Origin of the sequence: Kitasatospora sp. NPDC101447, assembly GCF_044767225.1 — a bacterium.
In the GTDB taxonomy this organism is placed as follows: Bacteria; Actinomycetota; Actinomycetes; order Streptomycetales; family Streptomycetaceae; genus Kitasatospora.
Window position 1 is genome coordinate 1 of sequence record NZ_JBIWNL010000043.1, and the last position, 25,010, is coordinate 25,010.

Annotated in this window: 17 protein-coding genes and 1 tRNA gene; 4 read left to right on the plus strand and 14 right to left on the minus strand. The window is 69.7% G+C overall.

Annotation, left to right across the window (positions count from 1 at the left end):
• Nucleotides 1-51: 51 nt before the first annotated feature.
• Both ACIRST_RS36530 and hrpA read right to left on the minus strand, forming a co-directional pair.
• Nucleotides 52-125, minus strand: a tRNA-Asp gene (locus ACIRST_RS36530).
• A gap of 131 nt (nt 126-256) precedes the next feature.
• Nucleotides 257-4,240: an ATP-dependent RNA helicase HrpA gene (gene hrpA / locus ACIRST_RS36535; protein WP_402808001.1), complete on the minus strand. Its 3,984-nt coding sequence runs from the start codon at nt 4,238-4,240 to the stop codon at nt 257-259.
• A 141-nt stretch (nt 4,241-4,381) separates the two neighbouring features.
• On the opposite strand from hrpA, the gene ACIRST_RS36540 reads away from it, so the two are divergent.
• Nucleotides 4,382-4,900 carry a SigE family RNA polymerase sigma factor gene (locus tag ACIRST_RS36540; RefSeq protein WP_350526315.1) on the plus strand — a complete coding sequence of 173 codons (519 nt, stop codon included), beginning with the start codon at nt 4,382-4,384 and terminating at the stop codon, nt 4,898-4,900.
• On the plus strand, nt 4,897-5,826 hold the full coding sequence (locus ACIRST_RS36545) for a hypothetical protein (protein WP_402808005.1): 930 nt from the start codon (nt 4,897-4,899) through the stop codon (nt 5,824-5,826). Before ACIRST_RS36540 ends, ACIRST_RS36545 begins: the two co-directional genes overlap by 4 nt.
• 110 nt (nt 5,827-5,936) lie before the next feature.
• Here ACIRST_RS36545 and ACIRST_RS36550 read toward each other — a convergent pair whose 3' ends face one another.
• Complete coding sequence (locus ACIRST_RS36550) at nt 5,937-6,896, minus strand: LysR family transcriptional regulator (protein WP_402808008.1); 960 nt, start codon at nt 6,894-6,896, stop codon at nt 5,937-5,939.
• A gap of 156 nt (nt 6,897-7,052) precedes the next feature.
• Here ACIRST_RS36550 and ACIRST_RS36555 point away from each other — a divergent pair, with 156 nt between their 5' ends.
• Both ACIRST_RS36555 and ACIRST_RS36560 read left to right on the plus strand, forming a co-directional pair.
• The gene (locus ACIRST_RS36555; protein ID WP_350526318.1) at nt 7,053-7,973 is read left to right on the plus strand and encodes a zinc-binding dehydrogenase; all 921 of its coding nucleotides are present in this window, start codon (nt 7,053-7,055) and stop codon (nt 7,971-7,973) included.
• Between the two features lie 76 nt (nt 7,974-8,049).
• A complete protein-coding gene (locus ACIRST_RS36560) occupies nt 8,050-9,156 on the plus strand; it encodes an alpha/beta hydrolase family protein (RefSeq protein WP_402808011.1) in 1,107 nt (368 codons plus the stop codon).
• Here the strand turns inward: ACIRST_RS36560 and ACIRST_RS36565 are convergent.
• The 11 genes from ACIRST_RS36565 to ACIRST_RS36615 all read right to left on the minus strand — a co-directional run bounded on the left by ACIRST_RS36565 (nt 9,086) and on the right by ACIRST_RS36615 (nt 24,814).
• Entirely contained in the window at nt 9,086-9,595 is a 510-nt protein-coding gene (locus tag ACIRST_RS36565; RefSeq protein WP_402808014.1) for a DUF3995 domain-containing protein, read from the minus strand. The genes ACIRST_RS36560 and ACIRST_RS36565 overlap by 71 nt on opposite strands.
• 414 nt (nt 9,596-10,009) lie before the next feature.
• Complete coding sequence (locus ACIRST_RS36570) at nt 10,010-11,578, minus strand: N-6 DNA methylase (RefSeq protein WP_402808017.1); 1,569 nt, start codon at nt 11,576-11,578, stop codon at nt 10,010-10,012.
• Nucleotides 11,578-13,131 carry a restriction endonuclease subunit S gene (locus ACIRST_RS36575; RefSeq protein ID WP_402808020.1) on the minus strand — a complete coding sequence of 518 codons (1,554 nt, stop codon included), beginning with the start codon at nt 13,129-13,131 and terminating at the stop codon, nt 11,578-11,580. Before ACIRST_RS36575 ends, ACIRST_RS36570 begins: the two co-directional genes overlap by 1 nt.
• Nucleotides 13,128-16,676: a DEAD/DEAH box helicase family protein gene (locus ACIRST_RS36580; RefSeq protein ID WP_402808023.1), complete on the minus strand. Its 3,549-nt coding sequence runs from the start codon at nt 16,674-16,676 to the stop codon at nt 13,128-13,130. Before ACIRST_RS36580 ends, ACIRST_RS36575 begins: the two co-directional genes overlap by 4 nt.
• A gap of 153 nt (nt 16,677-16,829) precedes the next feature.
• Nucleotides 16,830-18,275, minus strand: coding sequence for an NUDIX domain-containing protein (locus tag ACIRST_RS36585; RefSeq protein WP_402808026.1), 1,446 nt, complete (start codon nt 18,273-18,275; stop codon nt 16,830-16,832).
• Between the two features lie 274 nt (nt 18,276-18,549).
• A complete protein-coding gene (locus ACIRST_RS36590; RefSeq protein WP_402808029.1) occupies nt 18,550-19,596 on the minus strand; it encodes a hypothetical protein in 1,047 nt (348 codons plus the stop codon).
• Entirely contained in the window at nt 19,590-20,612 is a 1,023-nt protein-coding gene (locus ACIRST_RS36595; protein WP_402808032.1) for a glycosyltransferase, read from the minus strand. The genes ACIRST_RS36590 and ACIRST_RS36595 overlap by 7 nt, the downstream gene beginning before the upstream one ends.
• A complete protein-coding gene (gene serS / locus ACIRST_RS36600; RefSeq protein WP_402808035.1) occupies nt 20,613-21,905 on the minus strand; it encodes a serine--tRNA ligase in 1,293 nt (430 codons plus the stop codon).
• Nucleotides 21,898-22,608, minus strand: coding sequence for a histidine phosphatase family protein (locus tag ACIRST_RS36605; RefSeq protein WP_402808037.1), 711 nt, complete (start codon nt 22,606-22,608; stop codon nt 21,898-21,900). Before ACIRST_RS36605 ends, serS begins: the two co-directional genes overlap by 8 nt.
• Entirely contained in the window at nt 22,605-23,489 is an 885-nt protein-coding gene (locus ACIRST_RS36610; RefSeq protein WP_402808040.1) for an aminoglycoside phosphotransferase family protein, read from the minus strand. Before ACIRST_RS36610 ends, ACIRST_RS36605 begins: the two co-directional genes overlap by 4 nt.
• A 74-nt stretch (nt 23,490-23,563) precedes the next feature.
• Nucleotides 23,564-24,814, minus strand: coding sequence for a methionine adenosyltransferase (locus tag ACIRST_RS36615; RefSeq protein ID WP_402808042.1), 1,251 nt, complete (start codon nt 24,812-24,814; stop codon nt 23,564-23,566).
• Between the last annotated feature and the right edge of the window lie 196 nt (nt 24,815-25,010).

Consider the following 25,010-nt stretch of genomic DNA (forward strand, 5'->3'; position numbering starts at 1 on the left):
AACCCCGGGGCGGCCCCCCAGCGGGGGGCGCCCGCCCCCCCCCCACTGCGGCGATCCCGACGGGACTTGAACCCGCGACCTCCACCTTGACAGGGTGGCGAGCTAACCAACTGCTCCACGGGACCAGAGTTTTCTGATCTCGTTCACTCGCTTGCCGCGCTGCGAACAAGACAGACTCTAGCCCATGGTGGGCCCCCAGGTCGAACTGGCTCCTGAAGGCCCACCCGCAGCTCAGGGGGCTGCCCCGCGGCCCGGGTCAGAGGGCGGCCCGCGCCGCCTCCATCGCCTTCATGATCCGCTTCTCCGAGACCGGGCTCGGCGTGCCCAACGACTGGGCGAAGAAGCTGACCCGCAGCTCCTCGATCATCCAGCGGATCGCCCGCACCTCCGCGGAGGGCTGCCGCCCGGCCGGCACCGCCGCCAGCAATTCCCCGTAGGCCTGCTGGACCTGCTGCACCTTCAGCAGCTGCTGGGCGTCCCGCTGCGGGTGGTTGGGCAGCGCCTCCAGGCGGCGGTCCACCGCCAGCAGGTAGCGCTTGAGGTCCGGCAGCCGCTGCCAGCCGGTCGCGGTCACGAAGCCCGGGTGCACCAGCGAGGCCAGGTGCAGCCGGACGTCGTTCACCGCGTTCAGCAGCACCGGGCTGCTCACCGTCTTCAGACGGGTCGAAGCCTTGTGGAAGGCGATCAGTGCGGTGGCCGTCTTCAACGTGGTGTCCGCGGACAGCTCGTAGAGGTCCGCGCGCACCTTGTCGTGCAGCTTGCCGAAGGCCGCCTCGTCCCAGGCCGGGCCGCCGGCCAGGGTCATCAGCCGGTCCGTCGCCGCGGACACGACGTCCTCGAAGAGCGCGCCGATCGAGCCGTGCGGACTGTGCGAGAGCGCCAGCTTCGCCTGGTTGCCCAGCCGGCCCTGGATCGACTTGGCCGGGGAGTTGGTGGTCAGCATCAGCAGCCGCCTCGTCCCCTCCCACATCGCCTGCGTCTGGGCCTCCGGGGTGTCGAACAGCTTGATGCCGACCGCGCTGCCCTCGTCCACCAGCGCCGGGTAGGCGCGCAGCGAGTGGCCGCGCGAGCGCTGCTCGAAGGTGCGCTGCAGGACCGGCAGGGACTCCGGCCAGGCGGTCAGCCCGCCCTGCTCGATGCCCTGGCCGGACGCGGCCGAGGACAGCGTCTCCTTGAGCTTCGGCTTGAGCTTCAGCCGCAGCTCCTCCAGGTCCTTGGACTCGGCGAGCTTGCGGCGCCCGTCCACCACCCGGAAGGTCACCTTGAGGTGCTCCGGCACCCGCTCGTCGTCCCAGGCCTCCGGCGGCACGGTGACGGCCGTCAGCCGCTTCAGGGCGTGCTCCAGGGCGGGCAGCAAGGGCTCCTGGCGGTCCTTCACCGCGCGCAGCGCCGCCTTCGCGAAGTCCGGCGCCGGGACGAAGTTGCGCCGGATCGCCTTCGGCAGCGACTTGATGTACGCGGTGACCAGCTCCTGCCGCAGACCGGGGATCTGCCAGTCGAAGCCCTCCGCGGTGACCTGGTTGAGCACCGGCAGCGGGATGTGCACCGTCACGCCGTCCGCGTCGCTGCCCGGCTCGAACTGGTAGGTCAGCTGGAAGCGCAGCTTGCCCTGCTGCCAGTGGTCCGGGTAGTCGGCCTCGGTGACGCCGTCGGCGGCGTCGTTGATCAGCATCGACTTCTCGAAGTTCAGCAGGTCCGGCTGCTCGTGCCGGGCCTTCTTCCACCAGGAGTCGAAGTGCCGGGTGGAGACGACGTCCTCGGGCAGCCGGGCGTCGTAGAAGTCGAACAGGGTCTGGTCGTCCACCAGGATGTCCCGGCGGCGGGCCCGGTTCTCCAGCTCCTCGACCTCGCCGAGCAGCTTGCGGTTCTCCGCGAAGAACCGGTGGTGGGTCTCCCAGTCGCCCTCGACCAGCGCGTTGCGGATGAACAGCTCGCGGCAGAGCTCCGGGTCGATCCGCCCGTAGTTGACCTTGCGCTGGGCGACGACCGGCATCCCGTAGAGGGTGACCTTCTCGTACGCCAGCACCGCGCCGGCCTTCTTCTCCCAGTGCGGCTCGCTGTAGCTGCGCTTGATCAGGTGGCCGGCCAGCGGCTCGACCCACTCCGGCTCGATCTTGGCGTTGATCCGGGCCCAGAGCCGGGAGGTCTCCACCAGCTCGGCCGACATCACCCAGCGCGGCGGCTTCTTGAACAGGCCGGAGCCCGGGAAGACCGCGAAGCGGGCGCCGCGCGCGCCGCCGTACTCGCGCTTCTCCACGTCGAACAGGCCGATGTGGGAGAGCAGCCCGGCCAGCAGGGACTGGTGGATCCGGTCGGCGTCCGGCTCGGCGTCGGGATGCGGTTCCTCGATGGTCACGCCCAACTGCTTCGCCACGGTGCGCAGCTGGGTGTAGATGTCCTGCCACTCCCGTATCCGCAGGTAGTTGAGGAACTCCGCCTTGCACATCCGGCGGAAGGCCGAGGAGGACAGCTCCTTCTGCTGCTCGCGGACGTAGCGCCACATCGCCAGGTAGGAGAGGAAGTCCGAGGTCTCCGAGGTGAACCGGCGGTGCCGGTCGTCGGCGGCCTGGCGCTTCTCGGCGGGGCGCTCGCGCGGGTCCTGGATGGACAGCGCGGCGGCGATCACCATGACGTCGCGGACGCAGCCGTTGCGGTCCGCCTCCAGCACCATGCGGGCCATCCGCGGGTCCACCGGGAGCTGGGCGAGCTTGCGGCCGAGCTGGGTGAGGCGCTTGCGCGGGTCCTTCTCGTCCGGGTCCAGCGCGCCCAGCTCGTGCAGCAGGTGGACGCCGTCCTTGATGTTGCGCGAGTCCGGCGGGTCCAGGAACGGGAAGGCGGCGATGTCGCCGAGGCCGGCCGCGGTCATCTGCAGGATCACCGAGGCCAGGTTGGTGCGCAGGATCTCGGCGTCGGTGAACTCGGGGCGGGAGAGGAAGTCCTCCTCCGAGTACAGCCGGATGCAGATGCCGTCCGAGGTGCGGCCGCAGCGGCCCTTGCGCTGGTTGGCGCTGGCCTGGCTGATCGCCTCGATCGGCAGCCGCTGCACCTTGGTGCGGTGGCTGTAGCGGGAGATCCGGGCGGTGCCCGGGTCGATCACGTACTTGATGCCGGGGACGGTCAGCGAGGTCTCGGCCACGTTGGTGGCCAGGACGATCCGGCGGCTGTTGGAACGCTGGAAGACCCGGTGCTGCTCGGCCGAGCTGAGCCGGGCGTACAGCGGCAGGACCTCGGTGTTCCTCAGCTTCAGCCGGTTGAGGGCGTCGGCGGTGTCGCGGATCTCGCGCTCGCCGGAGAGGAAGACCAGGATGTCGCCCGGGCCCTCGGCCTGCAGCTCCTGGGCGGCCTCGCAGATCGCCTGGACCTGGTCCCGGTCGCGGTCCGCCTCGTCGCCGTCGTCCTCGGCGCCGTCCTCCACGATCGGCCGGTACCGGACCTCCACCGGGTAGGTGCGGCCGGAGACCTCGATGATCGGGGCGTCGCCGAAGTGCCGGGCGAAGCGCTCCGGGTCGATGGTCGCGGAGGTGATCACGACCTTGAGGTCCGGGCGGCGGGGCAGCAGCTGCCTGACGTAGCCGAGGATGAAGTCGATGTTGAGGCTGCGCTCGTGGGCCTCGTCGATGATCAGGGTGTCGTACTGGCGCAGGTCGCGGTCGGTCTGGATCTCCGCGAGCAGGATGCCGTCCGTCATCAGCTTGACCAGGGTGTCCTGGCCGACCTGGTCGGTGAACCGGACCTTCCAGCCGACCGCCTCGCCGAGCGGGCTGTCCAGCTCCTCCGCGACCCGCTCGGCCACCGTGCGGGCGGCGATCCGGCGCGGCTGCGTGTGGCCGACCAGGCCGCGCACGCCGCGGCCGAGCTCCAGGCAGATCTTCGGGATCTGGGTGGTCTTGCCGGAGCCGGTCTCGCCCGCGACGATCACCACCTGGTGGTCCCGGATCGCCGCCAGGATCTCGTCCTTCTTCTGGCTGACCGGCAGCTCGGCGGGATACGTGATCGTCGGGACGGCGTTCCGGCGCTGCTCGACCAGCAACTCGGCGCGCTCGATGTCGGCCGCGATCTCGGCGGCGACCTTCTGCCGGGCCTCGGCCTTGCGGACCCGGCGGGCCCCCTCCAGCCGGCGCCCGATCCGCACCTCGTCGCGCAGGGTCAGCTCGGGCAGGCGGACGGCCAGCTCGCCGATGCCGGGGCCCTCGGCGGGCGCGGGGGCGGACTGGACTGCGGGAGAACTCACTGCGGGCATCCCTCTAGGTTCGCAAGGAGGCACGGCGGAGCGCACCTCGGTTTTCGAGCCCCTCCAGTGTCACAGCCGCCGGCGGCGATTCGCGAACGCCGGGCAACGGTCCACGGCCGTTACGGGCTCCGGAGGGTTGAGGAGGTGCTCATGGGAGCCCAGAAGACCGCCCGGGACGACGAGTTCCGGGCGTTCGCCGGCGGCGCGTGGTCGCGCTTGTTCAGGACGGCCTACCTGCTCGCGGGCGAACGGCACGGCGCCGAGGACCTGGTCCAGCAGGCACTGGAGCGGGCGTACGTCGCCTGGGGCAGGGTGCGCGCGGCGGACGACCCGCAGGCGTACGTCCGCCGGATCCTGGTCAACGAACACGCCCGGCGCTTCCGGCGCAGGCCGGTCGAGCAGCTCGTGCACGCCGTTCCCGACCGGGCCGCGCCGACCGGGGCCGACCCGGACGACCGGGCCACGCTGCTCGCCGCGCTCGGCGGACTGCCGCCGCGCCAGCGCCAGGCCGTCGTCCTGCGCTACTGGGAGGACCTCACCGAGACCCAGACCGCGGCGACCATGGGCTGCTCGGTCGGGACGGTGAAGAGCCAGGCGGCCAAGGGCCTGGCCAAGCTCCGGGCGGCCTCCTCACTCAGCGGACTGACCAGCATCGGAGGCGGAAGATGAGCAAGGAGTCCATGACCGGCGGCCCGGCGGGCGGTGCCGCGGACGACGAGGCGGCGGCCTCGCGGGCCCTCGGCGAACTGGCCGGGAGCGTCGACATCGGGACGGTCCCGTACGACCGGCTGCTCACCGGCGGGCGGCGCCGGCTGCGGCGCAGGCGCCTGCTGACCGCCGGGGCGGCCGCGGTGCTGGCCGCGGCCGTCGTCGGCGGCGGGGCGGTGCTCGACCAGCGCGGCCGGCAGGCGGTCTCGTCCGTGGTGGCGGCGGCCTCCCCCTCGGCCTCCACGGCCGGATCGGCCCCGGCCTCCGCGGCGGCCACCCCGACCGCGCCCGCGCGGGACCCGCTGACCCCCGTCCGGGTCAAGATCGGCGAAGGCACCGCGGACGGCCGCACCTGGCAGGCCTGGGCCGCCCTGTGGCCGGCCGCCCCCACCAAGGAGGACGCCCACCGGCAGGAGGAACTGCTCTGGACGGAGCGGCACGCCGCCATCCCCCAGCTGCCGAAGATGACGAACGACGAGGTCGACCGCCACTGGCGGCCCGACCTGGACGAGGTGAACCTCTACCTCACCGTGGACGGCAAGCGGCAGGTGAACGACACCGTGCACCAGACCCCCGTCCCGGGGAAGCCGGGCGCGACGTCCGCCCCCGGCTCCCCTTTCGTCGGCGGCGGGGCGATGCTCGGCTTCAAGGGCGGCGAGATGGGCGCCTCGCCGGTGGTGGTCGCCGGGGTCGGGCCCGAGGTCGCGAAGGCCGTGGTGACCTGGAAGACCGGCGGTTCCACCGAGGCGGTGCCGGTCACGGTCGCCGACTCCCCGGTCCGCTGGATCGCCATCGCGAAGAAGCCGGGCTCCGACGCCGGCGCCTTCACCCTCTACGCCGCGGACGGCTCGGTGCTCGGCACCGACGACAACTGGTTCCGCTCCTGAGCCGCCCGTGACCCTCCCGGACCGCCGGCCCCGCCGGGAACGTCGGTCCGGTGCGCCACAGGGTCCCGATTCGACGGTGACGGGTGCCCTGGCGGGCCGAGGAGCCGGCTTCACGGCCGGAGCGCGGCCTCGTCCGGGTCCGGGAGCCAGTCGCGGGCGGGGTCGTACTCCAGCCAGCGGCCGCGGGCCGCCGCGGTGGTGAACGCCCTGAGCAGCGCGTCGAGCCGCGGGTGCGGGTCGGTGGACGCGTCCTCCCGCCAGAGGAGGGACCAGGCGTACAGCGGGGTCGGGTCGGCCAGCGGCACGGTCCGGACGCCCGGGCGGTCGGGGAGCGGGGAGTCGGCGGGGACGAGGGAGAAGCAGGACGGGTCGGTGCGGACCTCGTCCAGGAAGTGCTCCAGGCCCAGATTGGTCGAGCCGACCCGGCGCGCGACGCCGAAGCGGGTCGCGAAGCGGGTGAGGAAGTCCAGCCGGTCCACGGCCGCCGGGTAGCGCAGGGCGCTGTCACGCAGCTCCGCCGGGCTCAGCACGTCGCGGTCGGCCAGCGGATGGCCGGTGCTCAGCAGCGCGTCCACCGGCTCCAGCCGGACCAGGCGGTGCGTCAGCCCGGCGTCGCCGCCGTCCGGCAGCGGGTGCACCCGGCCGAACCCGGCGTCCGACTCCCCGCGCTGCAGCGCCGCCGCCACCGACGGCAGGTCCCGGCCGGGCACCGGCTCCACCGCCAGCCCCGGCGCCACGTCCACCGCCTGCGCGAGCGTCCGCATCGGCGCGTACAGGTGCCCCCACACGTCGATCCGCAGCGGCCGCGCCGCACAGCCCACGGCGGCCACCGCCCGATCCCCCTGCGCCAGCAACCGCCGCGCCGGCTCCAGGAACCGCTGCCCCGCCCCGGTCAGCCCCACCCCGCGGGCGTCCCGCTCCAGCAGCCGCACCCTCAGCGTGGCCTCCAGCCGCGCCACCCGCTTCGACAGCCCCTGCTGACTGATCCCCAACCGCCCCGCCGCCCGCCCGAAGTGCAACTCCTCGGCCGCGACGACGAACCCCCGCACCTGCGCCAGATCCAGATCCACCCGGGCACCCTAGGCCCTGACGGGCCGTCGGCGCGGAGGCGTCCCGGCCGTCGCAGGCAGCCCCACAACCGCCGGTTGTCGTCGCCGTCCGGTGGTTGTTGGACCGGCCGGGGCGGGGCGCGGTGTGGTGAGGGGGTGACCGACGGAGGAGTGGGAATGAAGGCGCTGGTGGCGACGGGGCGGACGGCGGAGCCGGTGCGGTTCGCGGAGGTGGAGCAGCCGCGACCGGAGCCGGGCGAGGCGCTGGTGAAGGTGGAGGCGTTCTCGGTGAACCGGGGCGAGACCTTCCAGCTGGAGGCGCCCCGGGCCGGGTGGCGGCCGGGGAAGGACGTGGCCGGGCTGGTGGTGCAGGCCGCCGCCGACGGGTCGGGGCCCGCGGTCTGCCGGCGGGTGGTGGCGCATCCGCCGGCCGGTGGGTGGGCCGAGTACGTCTGCGTCCCGACGTCCTCCCTCGCCGAACTGCCCGACAGCCTGGACGCCGTACGGGCCGCCGCGCTGCCGCTCGCGGGCCTCACCGCGCTGCGGCTGCTCCGCACGGCGGGGGCCCTGGCCGGGCGGCGGGTGCTGCTGACCGGGGCCTCCGGGGGCGTCGGCCACTACGTCACCGAGCTGGCGGCCGCGGCCGGGGCCGAGCTGACCGCCGTCACCGCCTCCCCGGAGCGCGGCCGGCGGCTGGCCGAACTGGGGGCGGCCGAGGTGGTCCACGACGTGGCCGCGGCGCGCGGACCGTACGACCTGGTGCTGGAGTCCACCGGCGGCGCCGCGCTGCCGCTCGCGCTGGCCCGGCTCGCCCGGCGCGGCACCCTGATCTGGTTCGGCCAGGCCTCCCGGACGCCCGCCACGCTCGACTTCTTCGACTTCTTCAAGGGCCCGGAGTCGGCGGTCGTCCGGCACTTCCACTACGCCGACTCCGACGTGCCCGACGGCGCGGACCTGGCCACCCTGGTGCGCCTGACGGACCGGGGCCGGCTGACCCCGGAACTCGGCCGGGTCGCGCCCTGGGCCGAGACCGCCACCGTGCTCACCGACCTGCGCGAGCGCCGGATCCGCGGCAAGGCCGTGCTGACCGTCTCCTGAGCCCCGTGCCCGAGGCCGGGCCCGCGCCCCGTCCGTGAACCGCACCTCGAACCCCGTCCCGAAGGGAACCCCCGCCGTGCCCGACCTGTCCTTCCTCGACACCCCCGGCCTGCTGCCCGCCTTCGTCGCCGAGACCCGCCCCCGCGCCCACGGCGCCGGCCTGGACCTCTACGAGTACGCCCGGGTCACCGCCCCGCTGACCTCCCTGCACGACTGGCCGGCCGCCTGCCGCGCCGCCGGCCGCCGGTACACCGGGACGGCGGAGCGCGCCGCCGCCGAGGGCCGGACCGTCACCGCCGGCGAGGCGTACCGCAGCGCCGCCCGCTGGTTCCACGTCGCGGGGCTGCTCCCGCACCCCGACCGGGCCGCCGCGGCCGAGGCCGCCGCGGAGGCCGACGAGGCGATGCGGCGGGCGCTGGCGCTGCTCGAACCGGGCGCCGAGCGGGTCGAGGGCGAGGGCTTCGCGGGCTGGCTGCGCCGCCCGGCGGCGGGCGGCCCGCCGGTGCCGGTCGTGGTGGTGGTGCCGGGGATGGACTCCGGCAAGGAGGAGTTCCACGCGGTGGCCGAGGCCCTGCTGGCCCGGGGCGTCGCGGTGCTCGCCGTCGACGGGCCCGGACAGGGCGTGCTGGCCGCCCGCAGCGCGCCGGAGCCCGAGTACCACCGGGTCGTCGGGCGCGCCCTCGACGCGCTCGGCCGCCGGGACGGCCTGGACCCGGCCCGGACCGCCGTGATCGGCCTCAGCCTGGGCGGCTACTACGTCGCCGAGGCCGCCGCCCACGAGCCGCGGCTGTGCGCCGCCGCGGTGGTCAGCGGCCCGTACCGGCTGGACTGGGACGGTCTGGTCCCGTTCGTCACCGCGACCCTCGCCCAGCGCTGCGGCGGGTACGAGGCGGCCCGAGCCTTCGCCGGCCGGATCGACCTGACCGCCCTCGCGCCGCGGATCGCCGTCCCGCTGCTGGTGGTCGAGGGCGGTGAGGACCGCATCCCGGGCGTCACCGACGCCACCGCGCTGGCCGAGCACGCGCCCGACGCCGAACTCCTCCTCGTCCCGCACGGCAACCACCTGCTCGGCACCGCGCTGCCGGACTGGCTCGCCCCCACCGCCGACTGGCTCACCGCGCGGCTGTCCGCAGGGCCGGCCGACGGGACGCCCGGCGGGACGCCCGGCGGCCGAGCGCGGTGACGCCGAAGAGGACCCCGCCGAGCAGGAAGAACGGCTCGTAGCCGAAGGTCGCGAACCGGGCCATCGCATCCAGCCCGGCACTCGACCGGCTGCCGACGGCCAGGGCGAACCAATCGGGGACGGACGGCGCGGCGTGCAGCACCAGCAGCGCGGTGGTGCCCCACAGCGCGACGGTCAGCAGCCGCGCCGGCACCCGCCCGCCCCACCGCCGCAGCGGCGCCAGCGCCACCGCCGCGGCCACCGCGCACAGCGGGATCGCGATCACGTCGATCACCAGCAGCGGCGTGTTGCTCCACACCGAGCGGCCCTCCGGCAGCCCGAGCCGCCCGTCGGCCAGCCAGTACAGGTGCACCAGCGCGAAGGCCACCGCCCACGCCGCCGCCACGTACCCGGCCCGCGCCGCCAGCCGGTTCCAGCCCGTGTCCCTCGTCGTCTCCATGCCCCCACCGTCCCGCCCGGCCCCACCCCGGCGGATCGTCCTGCCGACGGTTCCCCCTCCCCCTGCGGGGGGATCCGGGGCGGACCGGCGGTCAGTGCGGCAGCAGCCCGTCGGTCACCAGCGCGAAGCCGAAGGGCTCCGGGACGTGCAGCGTCTCGCCCTTCCGGGCATCGACCGGAGTGGCCGGGGCTCGGGAACGACGAAGCCCCCGTAGCGAAATCGCTACGGGGGCTTCCCTGTTGTGGCCAGGGCCGGGGTCGAACCGGCGACCTTCCGCTTTTCAGACCAAGCCGGGACGTCGAGATGCCCCGATTTGGTTGCTTCTGCTGTCCGTGGAAGACCACTGCCGGACGCCATCGTCCGGGTCGGTTGGCGTCAGCGTTGGCGTCAACCGGGTGCTCAGGCGGATCAGAGTCACGATTCCGCGATGACCTCTTCAGCAGCGATGTCCGGCTTCACCTCGCCGCCGAGAGTCTCAGCGATCGCTTCGAACTCGGCAAGGGCGGCCTGGAGGTCTTCCACGATCTCCTGCGCGATGACCTCAGGGGCGAGCATGCTGTCGGCGTCGTCGAGCGCCGGATCCTTCAGCCAGATGATGTCGAGGTTGACCTTGTCGCGGGCGATGAGCTCGTCGTACGTGAAGCGCTTGAAACGACCGTCCTCGGTCTCCTTGCGAGCCGATCGATCGTCCGGCTTGTACGCCTCAATGAAGTCGGCCAGGTCAGCAAGCCGCAGAGGGTGCTGCTTGAGCGTGAAGTGCAGCCCGGTGCGGAAGTCGTAGACCCAGACCTCGGCGGTGTTGGGGATGTCGTTGGAGCGCGGGGGCTTCTTGTCGAAGAACAGCACGTTGGCCTTGACGCCGCCAGCGTAGAAGATGCCGGTGGGCAGGCGCAGGATCGTGTGAAGGTCGAACTCCTGAAGGAGACGTTGCCGGATCTTCTCACCAGCCCCGCCCTCGAACAGCACGTTGTCTGGGAGGACGACGGCCGCGCGGCCGTCCATCTCCATCAGCGACATGATGTGCTGCAGGAAGTTCAGCTGCTTGTTGGTGGTTGTAGCGCGAAAGTCGGACCGGTCGTAGCTGATGTCCTCCCGGTCGGCCTTGCCATCCGTTCCCACGACCGTGATCGCCGACTTCTTACCGAACGGTGGGTTTGCGAGGACGAGCGAGGCTCGCTTGGAGGGGACGTCGGCGAGCGCGTCACTGGTAGTGATGAGGGATTCGCCGTCGGCTGTGCCGATGCCATGGAGCAGCATGTTCATCGCAGCCAGGCGGGCGGTGCCGGGGACAAGCTCGTTGCCCCAGATACTGCCCTCGCCAAGGGCTAGGCGTTGCTCACGAGACAGGTCCTTCAGGTGATGTTCACGAATATAACTATGCGCAGCGATCAGGAAGCCAGCGGTGCCACAAGCCGGGTCGGTGATCGTATCGGAGGGACGTGGCTGCATTACCTGGACCATGGCATCGATCAAGGGTCGCGGGGTGAAGTACTGTCCAGCACCAGTCTTGGTGTCCTCAGCCCCCTTCGCCAGTAGGCCTTCGTAGGCGTCGCCTTTGAGGTCTGTGCCCTCCAGAACCCAATCGGTCTTACCAATGAGGTCGACAACCAGCTTCTCAAGGAGTGCTGGCTCAGTGATCCGGTTCTGGGCCTTTGCAAAGACGGTGCCCAGGGTCGTGCCAGGGCGCCTGCCAAGTTCAGCAAGTAGCTTGCGGTAATGTGCCTCCAATTCCTCGCCGCGCTTGGATGCAAGTGACTTCCAGTCGAAACCGGGCGGAACGATCGGGTCGGCGGCCTCATAGGCGAACGGGTCTGCAGCAAATTCGTCGGCCATCTTGAGGAAGAGCAAGTAAGAGAGCTGCTCAACGTACTCAATGGTTGACAGGCCATTGTCGCGCAAGACGTTGCAGTAGTTCCAGAGTTTAGCGACGAGCGAGTTGGTCTGCGCGACCGCCTTGGTGGGGGCGGCTTCAGTGGTGCTCATCAGAACTCGAACTCCTGCTGTACGGTCGTGCTGAGGTTAGATGCTGGGGCAACGGATGGTGCCGGCGGCGGGGCGAGGGTGGACGTAGCGGAGACTTCTGCCTGACGCGATCGACGCATCCGCGTGGTCTTCGCTTTGTCGCCCGTGCTGGAGTGTTCAGCGCGGATTCGGTCGAAAGCCACGGAGGCGTGCTCGTCGTCCGGGTCCTGTGATACCAGCTGTCCAGTGAATGCCCGCGCAAGGATCGATTGGCGAAGCAAAGAGCTCCTTATGGCTGAGTTAGTCACCGCCGCGACGGCTGCATCAATTGCTGTCTGCTTCTGCTGAAGATCTTCAACGATCTTTCTCTGTGTAGATGGAGGTGGCACTGCGACCGGCATCGCTCGAATCGCAGCAATATTCACCCCCTTCACGGCGACGCCCCGGGCGTGACTTTTCAAATATTGCTGGGCAAATCTGCTTTGGAGGTATAGGTGCAGATATTCGGCATCGAGTCCAGGCAATGGTGAAATCCGAGCCACGTCGCGACTTACATTTGCCGAGTTCAGCGATGACGGCACGACGGCGGATCGATCATATGAGCCTCGAACTGCAAGCAAGACATCGCCATGGCGAATTCTTGCCCCTGCAAATTTCTCGTCCAGCGCTTTGCTTGTGAGGTGCAACTTCTTGCCGTGTAGAGTGCCGCCAGTCAGGTCTTTCACCTCGACATACGGGACGCTCCCTCCTTCCCTCACCTTTGGCATCAGAATTCCATACCGGATCAGTCGAGTTGGGTCAGTAAGCTCTTCTAGGCTGAAGACCTGCCAGCCGTTCGGGGTTACCGGACTGGTCGACTCATCTGGAGCTACAGGCGTCTTGTACTTCTTGCTTCCATTGGTAGTCTCCCAGATTTTCTGACGAAGCTCTCGGAAATCTGGCACCGGATCGACGGGAGTTGAGAAGTCGCGGCCCTCTGTCGCAGAAGTGAAGAGGGACCGCGTCTGTAGGGGGATCAGCAGTTTCGCGTGAGCCAGGGCGCTGTCGGCCACTTCAAGGCGGGAAAGGTGATCTTCGAGAGTCTCGACAATTCGTCTCTGCTCTTGCAATGGAGGCAGCGGAATCAACTGGTCGAGGATTTGCCTTGCCTTCGCCCGGGTGTGGCTGCCCGTGGCCCCCGATGCGGCCAAGGTGATCCACGACCGAAACGTCGGAGACGAGAGGTAGAACTGAAGGTATGTCGCAAGCGGGTCACGTGCAGACTCAGGGAGCCGTAGCACCAGCCATTCGGGCGATGCGACCTGGATGTGGTCAGGTCTACCACCAGAAGTCCGCCATACCCGGTTAATTCGCGGGTTTATCTTGCAGATAAGGATGTCATTCGGCTGTGTTGCGAGCTTGACGCTGCCGATTTCCGAACCATCCAAGCGCTCAGGACTCCCGGTTGCGAAGGAGGGAACGCTCCAGAGCTCATACTTGGCGCCGGACTGTGGGCGAACTGCGTTGCGCTGCTCGGTGCCGAGGTCACCGAGGCGAGCCCATACCCATCCTGGCGGAAGTTCGGTCTTGCTCAAGCCAGTTCTCGATTCAGCTCGTTCAGGAGGTCATGCGGGTCGCGCCCCGGGAAAGCCATGGCGAGTCCTCGGCCGCCGCCGTGGCCCACGAACGGTTCGGCTCGAAAGTCTGCGGGAGCGATGCCGACGTCGCTGGCGACGACGTTGCGGATGGCCTTCAGCCACCACAGTTGCTCGTCCGTGAACTCCGCACCCGCTTGCCGTTGCCGCAGTAGCCAGCCCTCGAAGCGCTCGTCTACGGTCTCACGGTAGGGCTTGAGCTCCGAATCCACCCCGAGCTCGTACCGGATGAGCGAGATCAGGTCGGGGACGCCTGCGTGCTTCCCAGACTGTTGGCGGGCGTGGCCGAGGTCCTCGTAGTAGGCCCACAGGACTTGCGGGGTCCAGGCGAAGTCGGGGCGGCGGATTTGGTCAGCGAGCTCCTTCAGGGCCGCGTACGCCTCGGTGGGGCCGACCGAGCGCGGGCTGGACAGCGCGACGGAGACGGCGGCGATCTGGTCGCGCTGTTCCTTGAGCAGGCGGCTCCAACGGTCGACCTCCTCGCGTGCCCGTTCCTCTCGGGGAATCGCGCGGACGTCGGTGATCGAGACCGCGGTGGTCTCGTCCATCACGTAGTCCTTGTCACGGCGGATCTCGATGATCCGCTTCCGCAGGTCTGGGTTGGTCGTGAGCGGGGCGACGGCTGCCACCACCAAGGCATGTGCCGCCTTATCACCGCCCTCCGACCTCGCACGATCCTGGCGGTCGGGGTCGACGGCCTTGACGATGGCACCCGCGATCTCGGAAAGTGTGCGGCCACCGGCGGCCCGGGTGAGCTGCTCGCGCTCGCCTTCGTTGAGCTGCTGGTTGAGGCGGGCCAACCGGCCAGCGAGGATCTCCGCCTCGGAGGCACTGATCGACATCGTGCCGGTCTTGCTGAGGAGCTTGGTCAGTGAGATCTGGCGCTCTCCGGCCGGAACAAGAGGGCGGGCGTCGACGAGCGGGGAGTCGGTGACACCCACCGCATCCACAAGGACGAAACGGTCCTTGCGTACCCGCTCGTCCCCATCGGGGGTCACCTCGCGTAGCTCGGTCGCATCGATAGTGCGGGCACCGCGCCCCTTCATCTGTTCGAAGAGGACCGCACTCCGCACCTCGCGCAGGAAGATCACACACTCCAGGGCTTTGACGTCCGTACCTGTGGCGATCATGTCGACGGTGACGGCGACCCGCAGACGTGGGGATGTCCGCAGGTCGCGGATCAGCTCGTCGGGGTCCTCGCCGGCCTGGCGGCTCTTGTAAGTGATCTTCTTCGCGAAGTCGTCGCCACGGCCGAAGACCTCCTTGACTTGAGCGAGGACCCCCTCGGCATGGTCCTCACCGACTGCGAAGATCAGTGTCTTGGGGACTTCCTTGCGGCCGGGGAACCAGTTTTGCCAGTTGTCGCGGAAGGTTGCGAGGACAGCGCGGATCTCGTCGACGGTCTCTACCGAGCGCCCGATCTGCGTGGTGGTGTAGGTGAAATCGTCCTCCAGCTCCTGATAACGCTGATAGCGAGTCTTGCGGTCCCGGATCTTGACCGTCGTTCCCTGCTCTATCGTCGCGCCGCCGTTCTCACGCAGATCCGTGCGAATGCGTACGACGTCGAAGTCGACGTTCACACCGTCTGCGACGGCCTGCGGGTAGGTGTACTCGGAGACCAGGTTCCGGCCGAAGAAGCCGAGGGTCTGCAGTGTCGGTGTTGCGGTGAGCCCTACCAAGTGGGCGTCAAAGTACTCCAGAACCCCGCGCCACAGGCCGTAGATCGAGCGGTGACACTCGTCCACGATGATCAGGTCGAAGGACTCGATCGGCACCTTTTGGTTGTAGCCGACCTCGACGGGCCGCTCGGCCGCGTACGACTGCTCGTACGCCTTGTCGTCGTTCAGGTCGTCGGCCGGGTCCTCGTCGAGTAGCGGCTGGTTGGTAAGCAGGCGGTGCATCTTCTGGATGGTGCAGACCACGACCGACGCGTGGTCCTGCAAGCCAGCCGCGCCAAGGCGTTCCACGTTGTAAATGTCGGAGAACTTGCGGCCGTCGTCCGGGGTGGTGAACTTCCGGAACTCGTCCAGAGCCTGCTTACCCAGGTTGTTGCGATCCACCAGGAACAGCACCCGCCGAGCTCGTGCGTGCTTGAGCAGTCGATAGGCCTCGGATACGGCGGTGTAGGTTTTGCCGGCGCCGGTCGCCATCTGGATGAGCGCACGCGGCTTGTCGAGTGCGAGCGAGTCTTCCAGGTTGTCGATCGCCTCGAACTGGGCCGGGCGCAGGCCATTACGCTGCAGGGCTGGCATCTGGCGCAGGGCCGCGCGGAAGGTCTGTACCTCCGGGTAGTCGTCGGCTCGCCGCATCCAGGCGGAGATGGTCTCGGGACGGTGGAAGGTGAATACCTCTCGGGAGCGTGCGTCGGGGTCGAGCCGGTTGATGAAGTACGTCTCGGTACCGGTGGTGGCGTAGCGGAACGCGAAAGGCTCATCCTCGCGCCAGACCGCAAGACGGTGTTCCTTCAGGACGCCGCCGGCGTACCGGTCGTTCTGGGCAACCGCGCTGGCCAGGTGGGTCCCTTCCCGCTTAGCCTCGATGACGCCGACGATGCACCCGTCGACGTACAGCACGTAGTCGGCGCGACCGTTGGCAAGCGTGAACTCGCGCACTGCGACGCCTTGGCCGGCCTTCGGGTTGATGTCGCTGCGGTCCTGGACCACCCAACCTGCGGCAGCGAGCCACTGGTCGATCTGCTCGCGAGCCTGCACCTCGTTCAGCGGTGCGGGCCGCTGAGCGCGATGGACGATCGCGTCGCGTGCGGCCGGGTCCAGGGTTCGAGGCGTCCTCTGTGCGTCCTCGAAGTCAGCCTTCTGGGCTGTGCGCAACGCTTCGAGCTGGGCGTTGAGTTCGTCGATCCGCGCCTGGAGCGCAGCGTGATTCGTACTCGCGCTCGCGATGAGGCTCTCTGCCTCGGCCCGGGCCTTGCGTTCTGCCTCCAGCGCGGTGGCGGATTCCACGAGGCGGATGCGGGCATGAGTGAGGGCCTGCCGGTGACCGGTGAGTGCCTCGTTCAACTTGGCAAGCTCGGCGGGGTCGGTGATGCCCGTAAGCTCAGGTGGTACGAACTCGGCCACGGTACGGCGGCCTGAAATCGCGTCGTGGAACCACAGGCCGAGCTTGTAGCAGACCCGCACGGCGGCCAGCGCACGCGCGGTGTCGAAGAGATGGGCGTGGGCAGCCTGGTTCCGGTCCAGGCGGAGCTGATCGAAGTCGTCGCGGATCTCGGGGACCAGGACGCCTGCGCGAGTCAGGGCGTTCAGCCGGTCAAACTGCTTGTTGCTCGCGACTCGCATGCCGACGCGAGTGATTAACTCTTCGGTCAGGACCTCGCCGAACTGCCCGGCCTGGACGAGCGAGGAGTTCGGATTCATGAAGACCGTCGCCTCTGCCAAGGCGCCGTACAGCGCGAGCAGGGGCTTGAGCTGGTAAAGAACGCCGAAATTCGGTGAGGACTTGGCCAGTTTCCGCAGTTGCTCGTCCATGTCCCCCGGCTACTCCGTCCTCGTGGCGCCTGGCCTGCTGTCGCTCTGTTGTGACGTGCTGGCGCTAAGTGTAGGAGCCTTGAGGCTGGTTGGAGAGGGAACGATCAAGGTGGTGCCACAGGACAGGATCTGCGATACCCATCGCGCCTCTGCTTAGGGACGAGTCGATCCGTGCTCCAGGTAGGCGGTTTCGGATCGCCTCCTGGCGACACAGGCGGCGTGGACGCGGCGGGCGAGGCGCGGGATGAGGAGTGCGTCGAGCTGGTCGATCGTGTGGAAGGCGTACTCGCCGATCTCCACCTGGTCGACGGTGATGCTGTCGAGCTCGTCGGCCGGGAGGACGCCGCCGTCGAAGACGAAGAGGAGCTTGTCGCCCTCGGTGGGGTGGGGCGCCCAGTCGGCGACGAGGAGGCGGCCGATCGGCGGGGTGATGCCGAGCTCCCCCTTGACCTCCCGGGCCGCGCCCTCGGCCGGGGTCTCGCTGGGGTGGAGGTAGCCGCCCGGGATCTCCCAGCCCGGCTTGTACGTGGGCTTCACCAAGAGCACGCGGTCAGCCTCGTCGAAAAACAGCACGCCGGCGGCGGTGCGTGGCTGGGCAACGGCCTCGGGTGCGTCAAGGGTGCACGTGGGTTCGGCGCCACTCACGGATTCGGGTTCCCTCGCGTTGGGGCGCAGGCTTCGACGCGCTGCCGCAGGCTCCGGGCGGCCGGACCGCGTGAGCGGCTTGGAAGACCGGGCGGGCGGGCCCACTGACTCGGGTGGCAGAGGCGACGACAGCCTGGTGGGTCTCACGACGGCGCGAGGAGGGGGTGTCGCCGGATCACCCAGTGCGCGGACCACCGGTTTCCGGTAGCGAACGGCTACACCGGACGCGGTGGTGAGTTCCACCAGCTCAAGCACGAGGTCGCACGTCGTGGGGCCATCGGTCTCGGTCAGGGCACGCTGAAAGTCGGCAACCGTCTTGGCCAGCTCCCAGGAACTGCTCACGAAGCGGAAGAGCCCGAGTGCCGGCTTCTCGGCGAGCTTGAAGGCGATGCCGATGCTGGGCAGGGGGCCTCGACCGGACTTCGCCGCCAGCCTCCGTTCCTCGATGCTTTCCGGACACCCGCACGGCTTGCCGGCGTCCGCCTCCGGTGCGAGGTACCGGGCGCCGTCGCAGTCATGGAGTACCTGGCCCTTGTAGCTGAAGAGCAGCATGCGGGCCTGGACTGCGGATGGTCCTTCAACGGTGATCCGCACCGCGTCGTAGTCGGTCAGCACCTCCAAGGAATCCTCGGCCGTCGTCTCCCACTCCACGGGCTCACTGCCAAGCAGGCTCGCGACACCTGCGGCAACGTCCGGGGAAGCCATCGTCACGCGCCATGTGTCCAGCGACTGCGGTCGGTTGTCCGCCAGCCGCCCCGCCCGAAAGCGGCCGACGTAGTCCGACTGGCTCTCCGAGCCGCGGTCGGAACCCTGTCCTCTGCCTGCCACAGTCAGCAGCTCCTTCGCGCGTAAGCGACGACCCGTCAGGTTGGACGCCGAACGTCCCAGCCCGTGATGAGCGTATGCCGGGGAGGCGCAGCCCTGGCGCGGCGTGCTGTTGGGCCTCGGCTGCATGCCCCCTCCTCACATGCAGGCTGCTGCCCGTCTCGTAGCGTCGGCCCACGCACCGGCGAGCTGGGCGCGGAGGTGGGCTTGGCGGGCGTGGTAGTGCTGCCGTTCCAGCTGCCAGGCGCAGAGGTGACAGGCCGCGAGTGTGACTGTCTCGCCTTCGACGGTGAGTGTGCCCAACTCGGCGACTTGGGTGACTTCCTCGCACTTGAAGCAGAACCCGGTCGTCCAGGCGAAGCGGAGTCGGAACTCGGCGGGCGGGTTCCGGTTACGTGGGGCCTCATGTGCTGTCGCTCCAGCTCGACCGACGTACCGGGAGAGGGCTGGAAAAGGTGACGTCGCGGCGGTGGAGCTCGCGCTCGATGACGAAGGCGACCTCGGGCCACGGCAGGGCCATCGGTGAGGTGAGGCTCCAGAATCCGTGGCTTGCCCGAACCAGGGCGCTGACTCCAAGCGGTGCGGCGTCGACGGGGATGGCAGAAAGGATGCGGCGGAGTACACCGCCGGCCCCTCGTGCCGCAGGGGCGATGCCGTTACCGACGAGCAGGGTCGCGGTTCGAACGGCGTCGAGCACGTCGGCGGCCACACCGGACGTCGCGAAGCGGCCGAAGGCCAGCTCCCACCATGGGCGACGGGTGCGGGCCCAGGCCAGGCGCTCAAGGCCGGAGCCCAGGTCCACCGCCATGCAGCTGGGATCCGCAGCGTTCCAGAGCAGGACGATGTCACCGATGGGAAGGTCCAGGTGCCGGAAGTGCACCGTCAGGCCGCAGACTTCGCGGCGTTGCCAGACGGCGTTGCGGCTGTGGATGGTGAGGTGTCTGGCGTGGAGGCCGATGCCGGACAGCAGTGTGAGCCAGTGGTCGAAGATCCCGGTGAACTCGGCTGTCCGAGTGACGGGTTCGATGCGCGAGACGTTGACGAACGAGGTGAGGAATCCCTCCCTCAGGGCGCCAACGTGGTCCCGCTCGCCGGTCAGCCGGACGACCGGCTGGGGCAGGTAGCCCCGGCGGAAGACGTACGGCTTGCCGTCCTTGAGGAGGGGGTCGACTGCCTGGACGGCGGAGATCGTCAACTCGGTGTCCCGGCCCCACCGCATGGGCAGCGGTCTCGCACGGGCTACGCCGGCCGCGCGGAAGCCGCTCTCCAACTGCTGCAGCAGACCGGCCCACTGGAGCGGTCGACTGGCCGGCCGGTACGGCGTCCCCCGGTCGCGGTGGCGGATCTCGAAGCGGCCGTTGGCGTCGTGCTCAATCTCCCACTGCGTGCCGAGCCCGAGGCGGTCGCTCAGGAGATCGAGCGGCCTCGACGGTGGGTCCGCGGTCAGCACGGCCTGGTCGCCAGGGCGCGGAAGTGTCGCTCGGGGTCGAACCTGTTCAGGCCGATGTCCTGCACGGTCGGCGCGTCCAGTTCCAGGCACTGCTCGATCGCAGTGGCAAGCGCCAGGGCCGCGTCCTCGTCGTCGTGCTCAGGATCGACTCTGGCAACGGCTCCGGTGGTCTCGCACAGAGCCGCCTCCGCGCAAGTGCCGTCTCGCCAGCAGAGCGCGGCGACGGGCGTACCGGCACGCAGGGACTCCCCGAAAACGGCGGCGCCGGCCTCCACGTAGCTTCGTGAGCAGGTGTAGACGTAGACCGAGGCGTCGGAGAACGCGGCCGTCTTGGCCGCCCCTCCGACCTCGCCGACCCAGCTGACGTGGTCAGCCGCGAAGAGTGCCTGGTGACGTCGCACGTAGTCGTTGTCGAAGACAGGTCCGACGATGTGTATCCGCCGACCGAGCAGTTGAGCCGCGCGCACCGCGAGGTGCGGCGACTTCTCCTCGTCGATCCGGCCGAGCCAGACGAGGTCGCGGCCGGGCCGGGCGGGAGGTTCGGCTTCACCGAGCCCGAGGTGGACCGCGTGCTCCAGCACCGGTGCGTGGGCGGCGTACAGCCCCGCCATCTCGGGCGAGTAGCAGTAAAGCCGGGAGCGCTTCGCGTCGAAGGCGTCGGCGGCGTGCCGGAAGACCGGCGAGTGCTGGAAGGTCGCGACGTCGCAGTCGAGATCGGCCCAGACCCGACGCCACCCGGGGAGCGACGGGTACTCGTGTCCGACTACGAGCAGGTCGTAGCCGGTGGAACGCAGGTCACGAGTCTGCCGGGTACCCGGCCGGAGGTCTTCGAGGCGGATCGGACGGGTGGTCCAGTCCGATCCGAGGTCGGTCCTCCAGCCGGGGCCGAGGAGGTGTACGTCGGCGCCTGCGGCTCGGGCGCCTTCCGCCACTGCCCAGAGCCAGCGTTCGATCCCGCCGTAGCCGACGGGCGGGAAGGTGTAGCTGCTGGGGAAGTCGCAGATGCCGACTAACACTTATGCCTCCGTTGTTCCGTCCGCCGAGATCCGGCGGAATCCGAGGTAGGGCACCAGGGCCTCGGGCAGGACGATGGAGCCGTCCTGCTGCTGGCACTGTTCGAGAAGCGCGGCCAGGGTGCGGCCGATGGGCAGTCCGGAGCCGTTGAGGGTGGCGACGGGCTTGGTCTTGCCGTGCTCGTCACGGGTGCGGATGCCCGCGCGGCGGGCCTGGAAGGAGCCGCAGTCCGAGACGGAGGAGATCTCCCGGTAGGTCTGCTGGCTGGGCAGCCAGACCTCGATGTCGTAGGTGATCTGGGCGGAGAAGCCGAGGTCGCCGGCGGCGAGCTGGACGACGCGGTAGGCCAGTCCCAGCTCCTTGAGGCAGGCTTCGGCGTGGCTGAGCATCTTCTCCAGCTCGGCCTGGGAGTCCTCGGGGTCGCAGATGCGGACCATCTCGACCTTGGAGAACTGGTGCTGGCGCAGGATGCCGCGAGTGTCACGGCCGTAGGAGCCGGCCTCCGAGCGGAAGCACGGGGTGTGCGCGGTGAGGGCCAGGGGGAGTTCGGCGGGCGGGATGATCTCGTCCGCGTACAGGTTGGTGAGCGGGACCTCGGCGGTCGGGATCAGGAAGAGCTCGCGCTCGCCCATGCCGGTGGCGAAGAGATCCTCCTCGAACTTCGGGAGCTGGCCGGTGCCGGTCATGGTCTGCCGGGTGACGAGGTACGGGACCGCGTGCTCGACGTAGCCGTGCCGCTTGGTGTGCAGGTCCAGGAAGAGCGTCGCCAGGGCGCGCTCGATGGCGGCGCCGGCACCGCGCGAGACGCTGAACCGGGATCCGGAGAGCTTGCTGGCACGGGCGAAGTCGAGGATGCCGAGGGCCTCGCCGAGGTCCACATGGTCCTTCGGTTCGAAGGAGAAGGACGGCGGGGCGCCGACGCGACGGATCTCGACGGCGTGCTCGTCCGAGTCGCCCTCGGGGGTGCTGTCGAGCGGCAGGTTGGGAATGGTCAGCAGGAAGTCGCGCAACTCCTGCTGCACCTGCTCCTGCTCCGCCTCGGCGGAACGGATCTCTTCCTTGAGGTCGCGGGCCCGGTCTTTCAGCGTCTCGGTGTCGCCGCCCTGGCGGGCCGCCTGCTGGACCTCCTGGGCGACTCGCTTCGACTCGGCCCGCAGCTCGTCCACGCGAGTGATGAGCTGGGATCGGCTGGACTGAAGAGACTCCAACGCAGAGAGATCCAGGGTGTAGCCGCGGCGGGCGAGGCGGCGGACCGCCTCGGAGCCCATCTCGATGAGGGCGCGGGGATCATGCATGGGAGTTCGTCTCCTCCAGCTGGACAGATGGTCCATCGAAGGTAGCAAGCGTGCGCTGGTCTTCTAGCCGCGATGACCATCCGCCCGCTGCGGCGGTCTCCTGTTCCTCCGCGTCCAGGAGTTCGAGCAGGGACGCGGTGAGGTCTTCGAGTTCGCGGTCCTCGATCCTGACCAGGTACAGGCAGGGCACCTCGTCGAAGAAGATCGGCATGGCCCGCCCGGGGGCGTCGCGCGAGGTCTGTCTGTGCCACCGCAGCACGGAGGCCAGCAAGCCGTGCGCGACGACCGTCCGAGGCGAGGGCAGCTGGAGTGCGCTCCGGAGGCCGGCAAGCATTCTGCGGATGGCCTCGCGCTGGGACTCGGCGGCCCCGGGCGGGTTCTCCCATGGTCCGGCGGCGACGAGCCAGCGCGCGTACTCCGTGAAGGGCCCGCCTTCGAACTGCCCGTAGTCGACTTCATTGAGGGCGGGCTCGACCCTGACGGGCTGATCGGCATCGCCCATCAGCAGGCGTGCCGTCTCACCCGTCCGGGCGAACGCCGAGGTGAGCCAGATCTTCGGTTGAACGGCAGTGATCACGCCGCTACCGGTCCGGCAGGCGACGCGTCCTGCCGGATCCAGCGGAAGATCGACAGTCGGGTCGCCGTTGACCCGGTGAGCCGCGCTGTAGTGGGTACTGGAATGGCGCAGGAGGTAGGTGGTCACGTCTGGCCGTCCTTCTCCGGCACCGCAGTGAGATCCAGGTCGCCGGCCAGCCCTGCGATCACCCGCTCCATCACGGAGGCGCGGTGGTCTCCCAGCTCGCGGTAGTAGAGGAGCCCGTCCACGCAGAGCGCGAGGCTCCAGTGGCGTAGCCGCCGCGGGTCGAGGCCGGCGGTGGTGACGGCGATCTCGAAGCGGTCCCGGGTGTGGGTGCCCAGGTTGTAGTAGACGGTCCAGAACGCCCAGTCGAAGACCTCGTCGCCGACCATCGGCAGGGGGTCCGCCAGGACTGGCTTCCGTCGGTCGTCGAAGAGGACGTTATCGCGGTAGACGTCCGCGTGAAGAACCGATGCCCGTGCCGCGTCCGGGCGCAGTCCGGTGACCAAGCGCTCACCGAGCCTCGCCCAGTCGACCTCCAGCTGGGGGCGTTGCGCCGCCAGGCGACGGCGCACGCGCGGGACCAACTCGCATTCGAGGAAGTCGTGGAGGTTGGGAAGTGCTGCCGCTGCGGTGTTCGCGCCCCGGCCAAGGCGATGCAGTTGCCGCAGAGCGGTGGCCACCGCCTCGTACTCGTGCATCTCCGGTCCGACGGAACCGCCGGGTACGGCTGCCACCATCTCCAGGGCGGCGATGCCGAGGTCGTCCGCGTGCTCGAGCACCCTGACGGCCGGCCCGGCCGCCCAGATCCCCAGCGCGATCATCTCGTTGCGGTAACGGCTGTGGTCGGGCCATGCCTTCAACAGGACCTCGCGCCCGCTGGTTCGCTCGCGCGCCACCATCAACAGAGAGGCGTGGCCGGCATCGTGGTAGCTGTCGAGGCTCAACTGCCAGCGGCGGGCCACTTCGTTGAAGACCTCAGGGGCACGGGCCAGCCACCCGTGCACCTCCGGACCGTAGTGCTCCCGGAGCCGCTGCCAAGCGCTGCGCGGGGGCAGGAGCGTGGGCGATCCGGTGTGCATCAGCTGAGCCGGACGCCGTGGTGGACCAGCTCGGCGGTGAGCTCCGGGAAGCCCCCGAGGGCCAAGGCGACCTGGGCCTGTACCTTCTCGATCTCCGGGTCCTCGGCCGCGAGCCGGACCAGGACCTTCCAGGGCTGGTCGAGCCGCTGGCCGGTCGCGCTGACGAGGTGGACCTCGGCGTAGCTGCCGGTCTCGTCGTACAGGCGCTGGGCGAGGCGGGTGGCCGCGAGGTTGTAGAGCTTCCCGACGTGGTAGACGGGGTTCTTGCCGCTGGCCCCTTCCAGGTTCATCGGGCGGAGCGGGGTGATGAGGCCGTTGACGCGGTTGCCTCGGCCGACGACGCCTTCGTCGCCCGACTCGATGGAGCTGCCGGTGTAGGTCAGGTAGAGCTCGTCCTTCTCGGGGACGTCGCGGGCGTTGAGGAGGAAGGTGATCTCGATGCCGGGGAGGTGCTGCTCGGCGAACCGGGCGCACTCGGCCAGGACCTCCTCCTTGTTGGCGAGGTACGCGGCCCGGTCGGGCACGTGCTCGGACTTCTGCGGGACGCACAGGATGGCCTCGGCCTTGGCGCCGTCGAAGTGCCCCATCAGCTTCACGTCGGAGCCGCACCAGGGGTTCGCCAGGGTGAACTCGCTGACGCCGGAGAGGTGGTTGACGAGCGCGTGGGCGAACTGCTCGAACGGGGCCATCGGGGCCCAGCCGGTGCCGAGCGAGGTGTCGTTGGCGATGAGGGTGTGGCGCTCGCGCAGGTCGTCCACCGAGCGGGGAGCGAACCAGCGCGACCGGTCCGTGCCGCTCTCGTCGGTGACCACCGCGCCGGGGCTGGGGTTACTGGTGATGTTGAAGACCAGGTCGAGGTGACCGGCGAGCTCGGGTAGCCGGTCGTTGAAGAAGGCCAGGACGGCCTGCTCGACCAACTCCCGCACCGGGATGTCCTCGCCGCCGCAGGCGTACGCGGCCCGGCCGTTGACCAGTACCTTCACCGGAGCCGTCATCCGGCCGGCGCCGTAGCGGACCTCGCAGGAGCCGCCGAGCAGGGCGAGCTTGTCGAAGTTGTGGTGGAGCACGGCGCCGAAGCGGTCGAGCGTGTAGCGGCTGTACGCGCGGGAGAGCTCCTCGGCCAGGTGGTCGGCGAGGGTGTCGGGGTGCCCGAGTCCCTTGCGTTCCAGCAGGACGAGATCGGTGGGGAGCGGACGCCCGGTCTCGATGGTGATGCTGCTGTTCTGCACGGTCGTGCTGACTCGCTGCATGGCGATCTCCTCTTCCGTCGGTCCGGCTACGGCGGCAGCTCGCGGGGGCTTCGGCGCGTAGTTGTGCCGAACACCTGCACGTCAGGCTCGTAGCGGTGTGTAATGGGCGCTTAGCGCTCGGAAACATTCAGCCCTGCCGGTGAACGGCCCGACCAGTACCGGCATTCGGACAGCGACCGCTGTCCACAAGAGACGC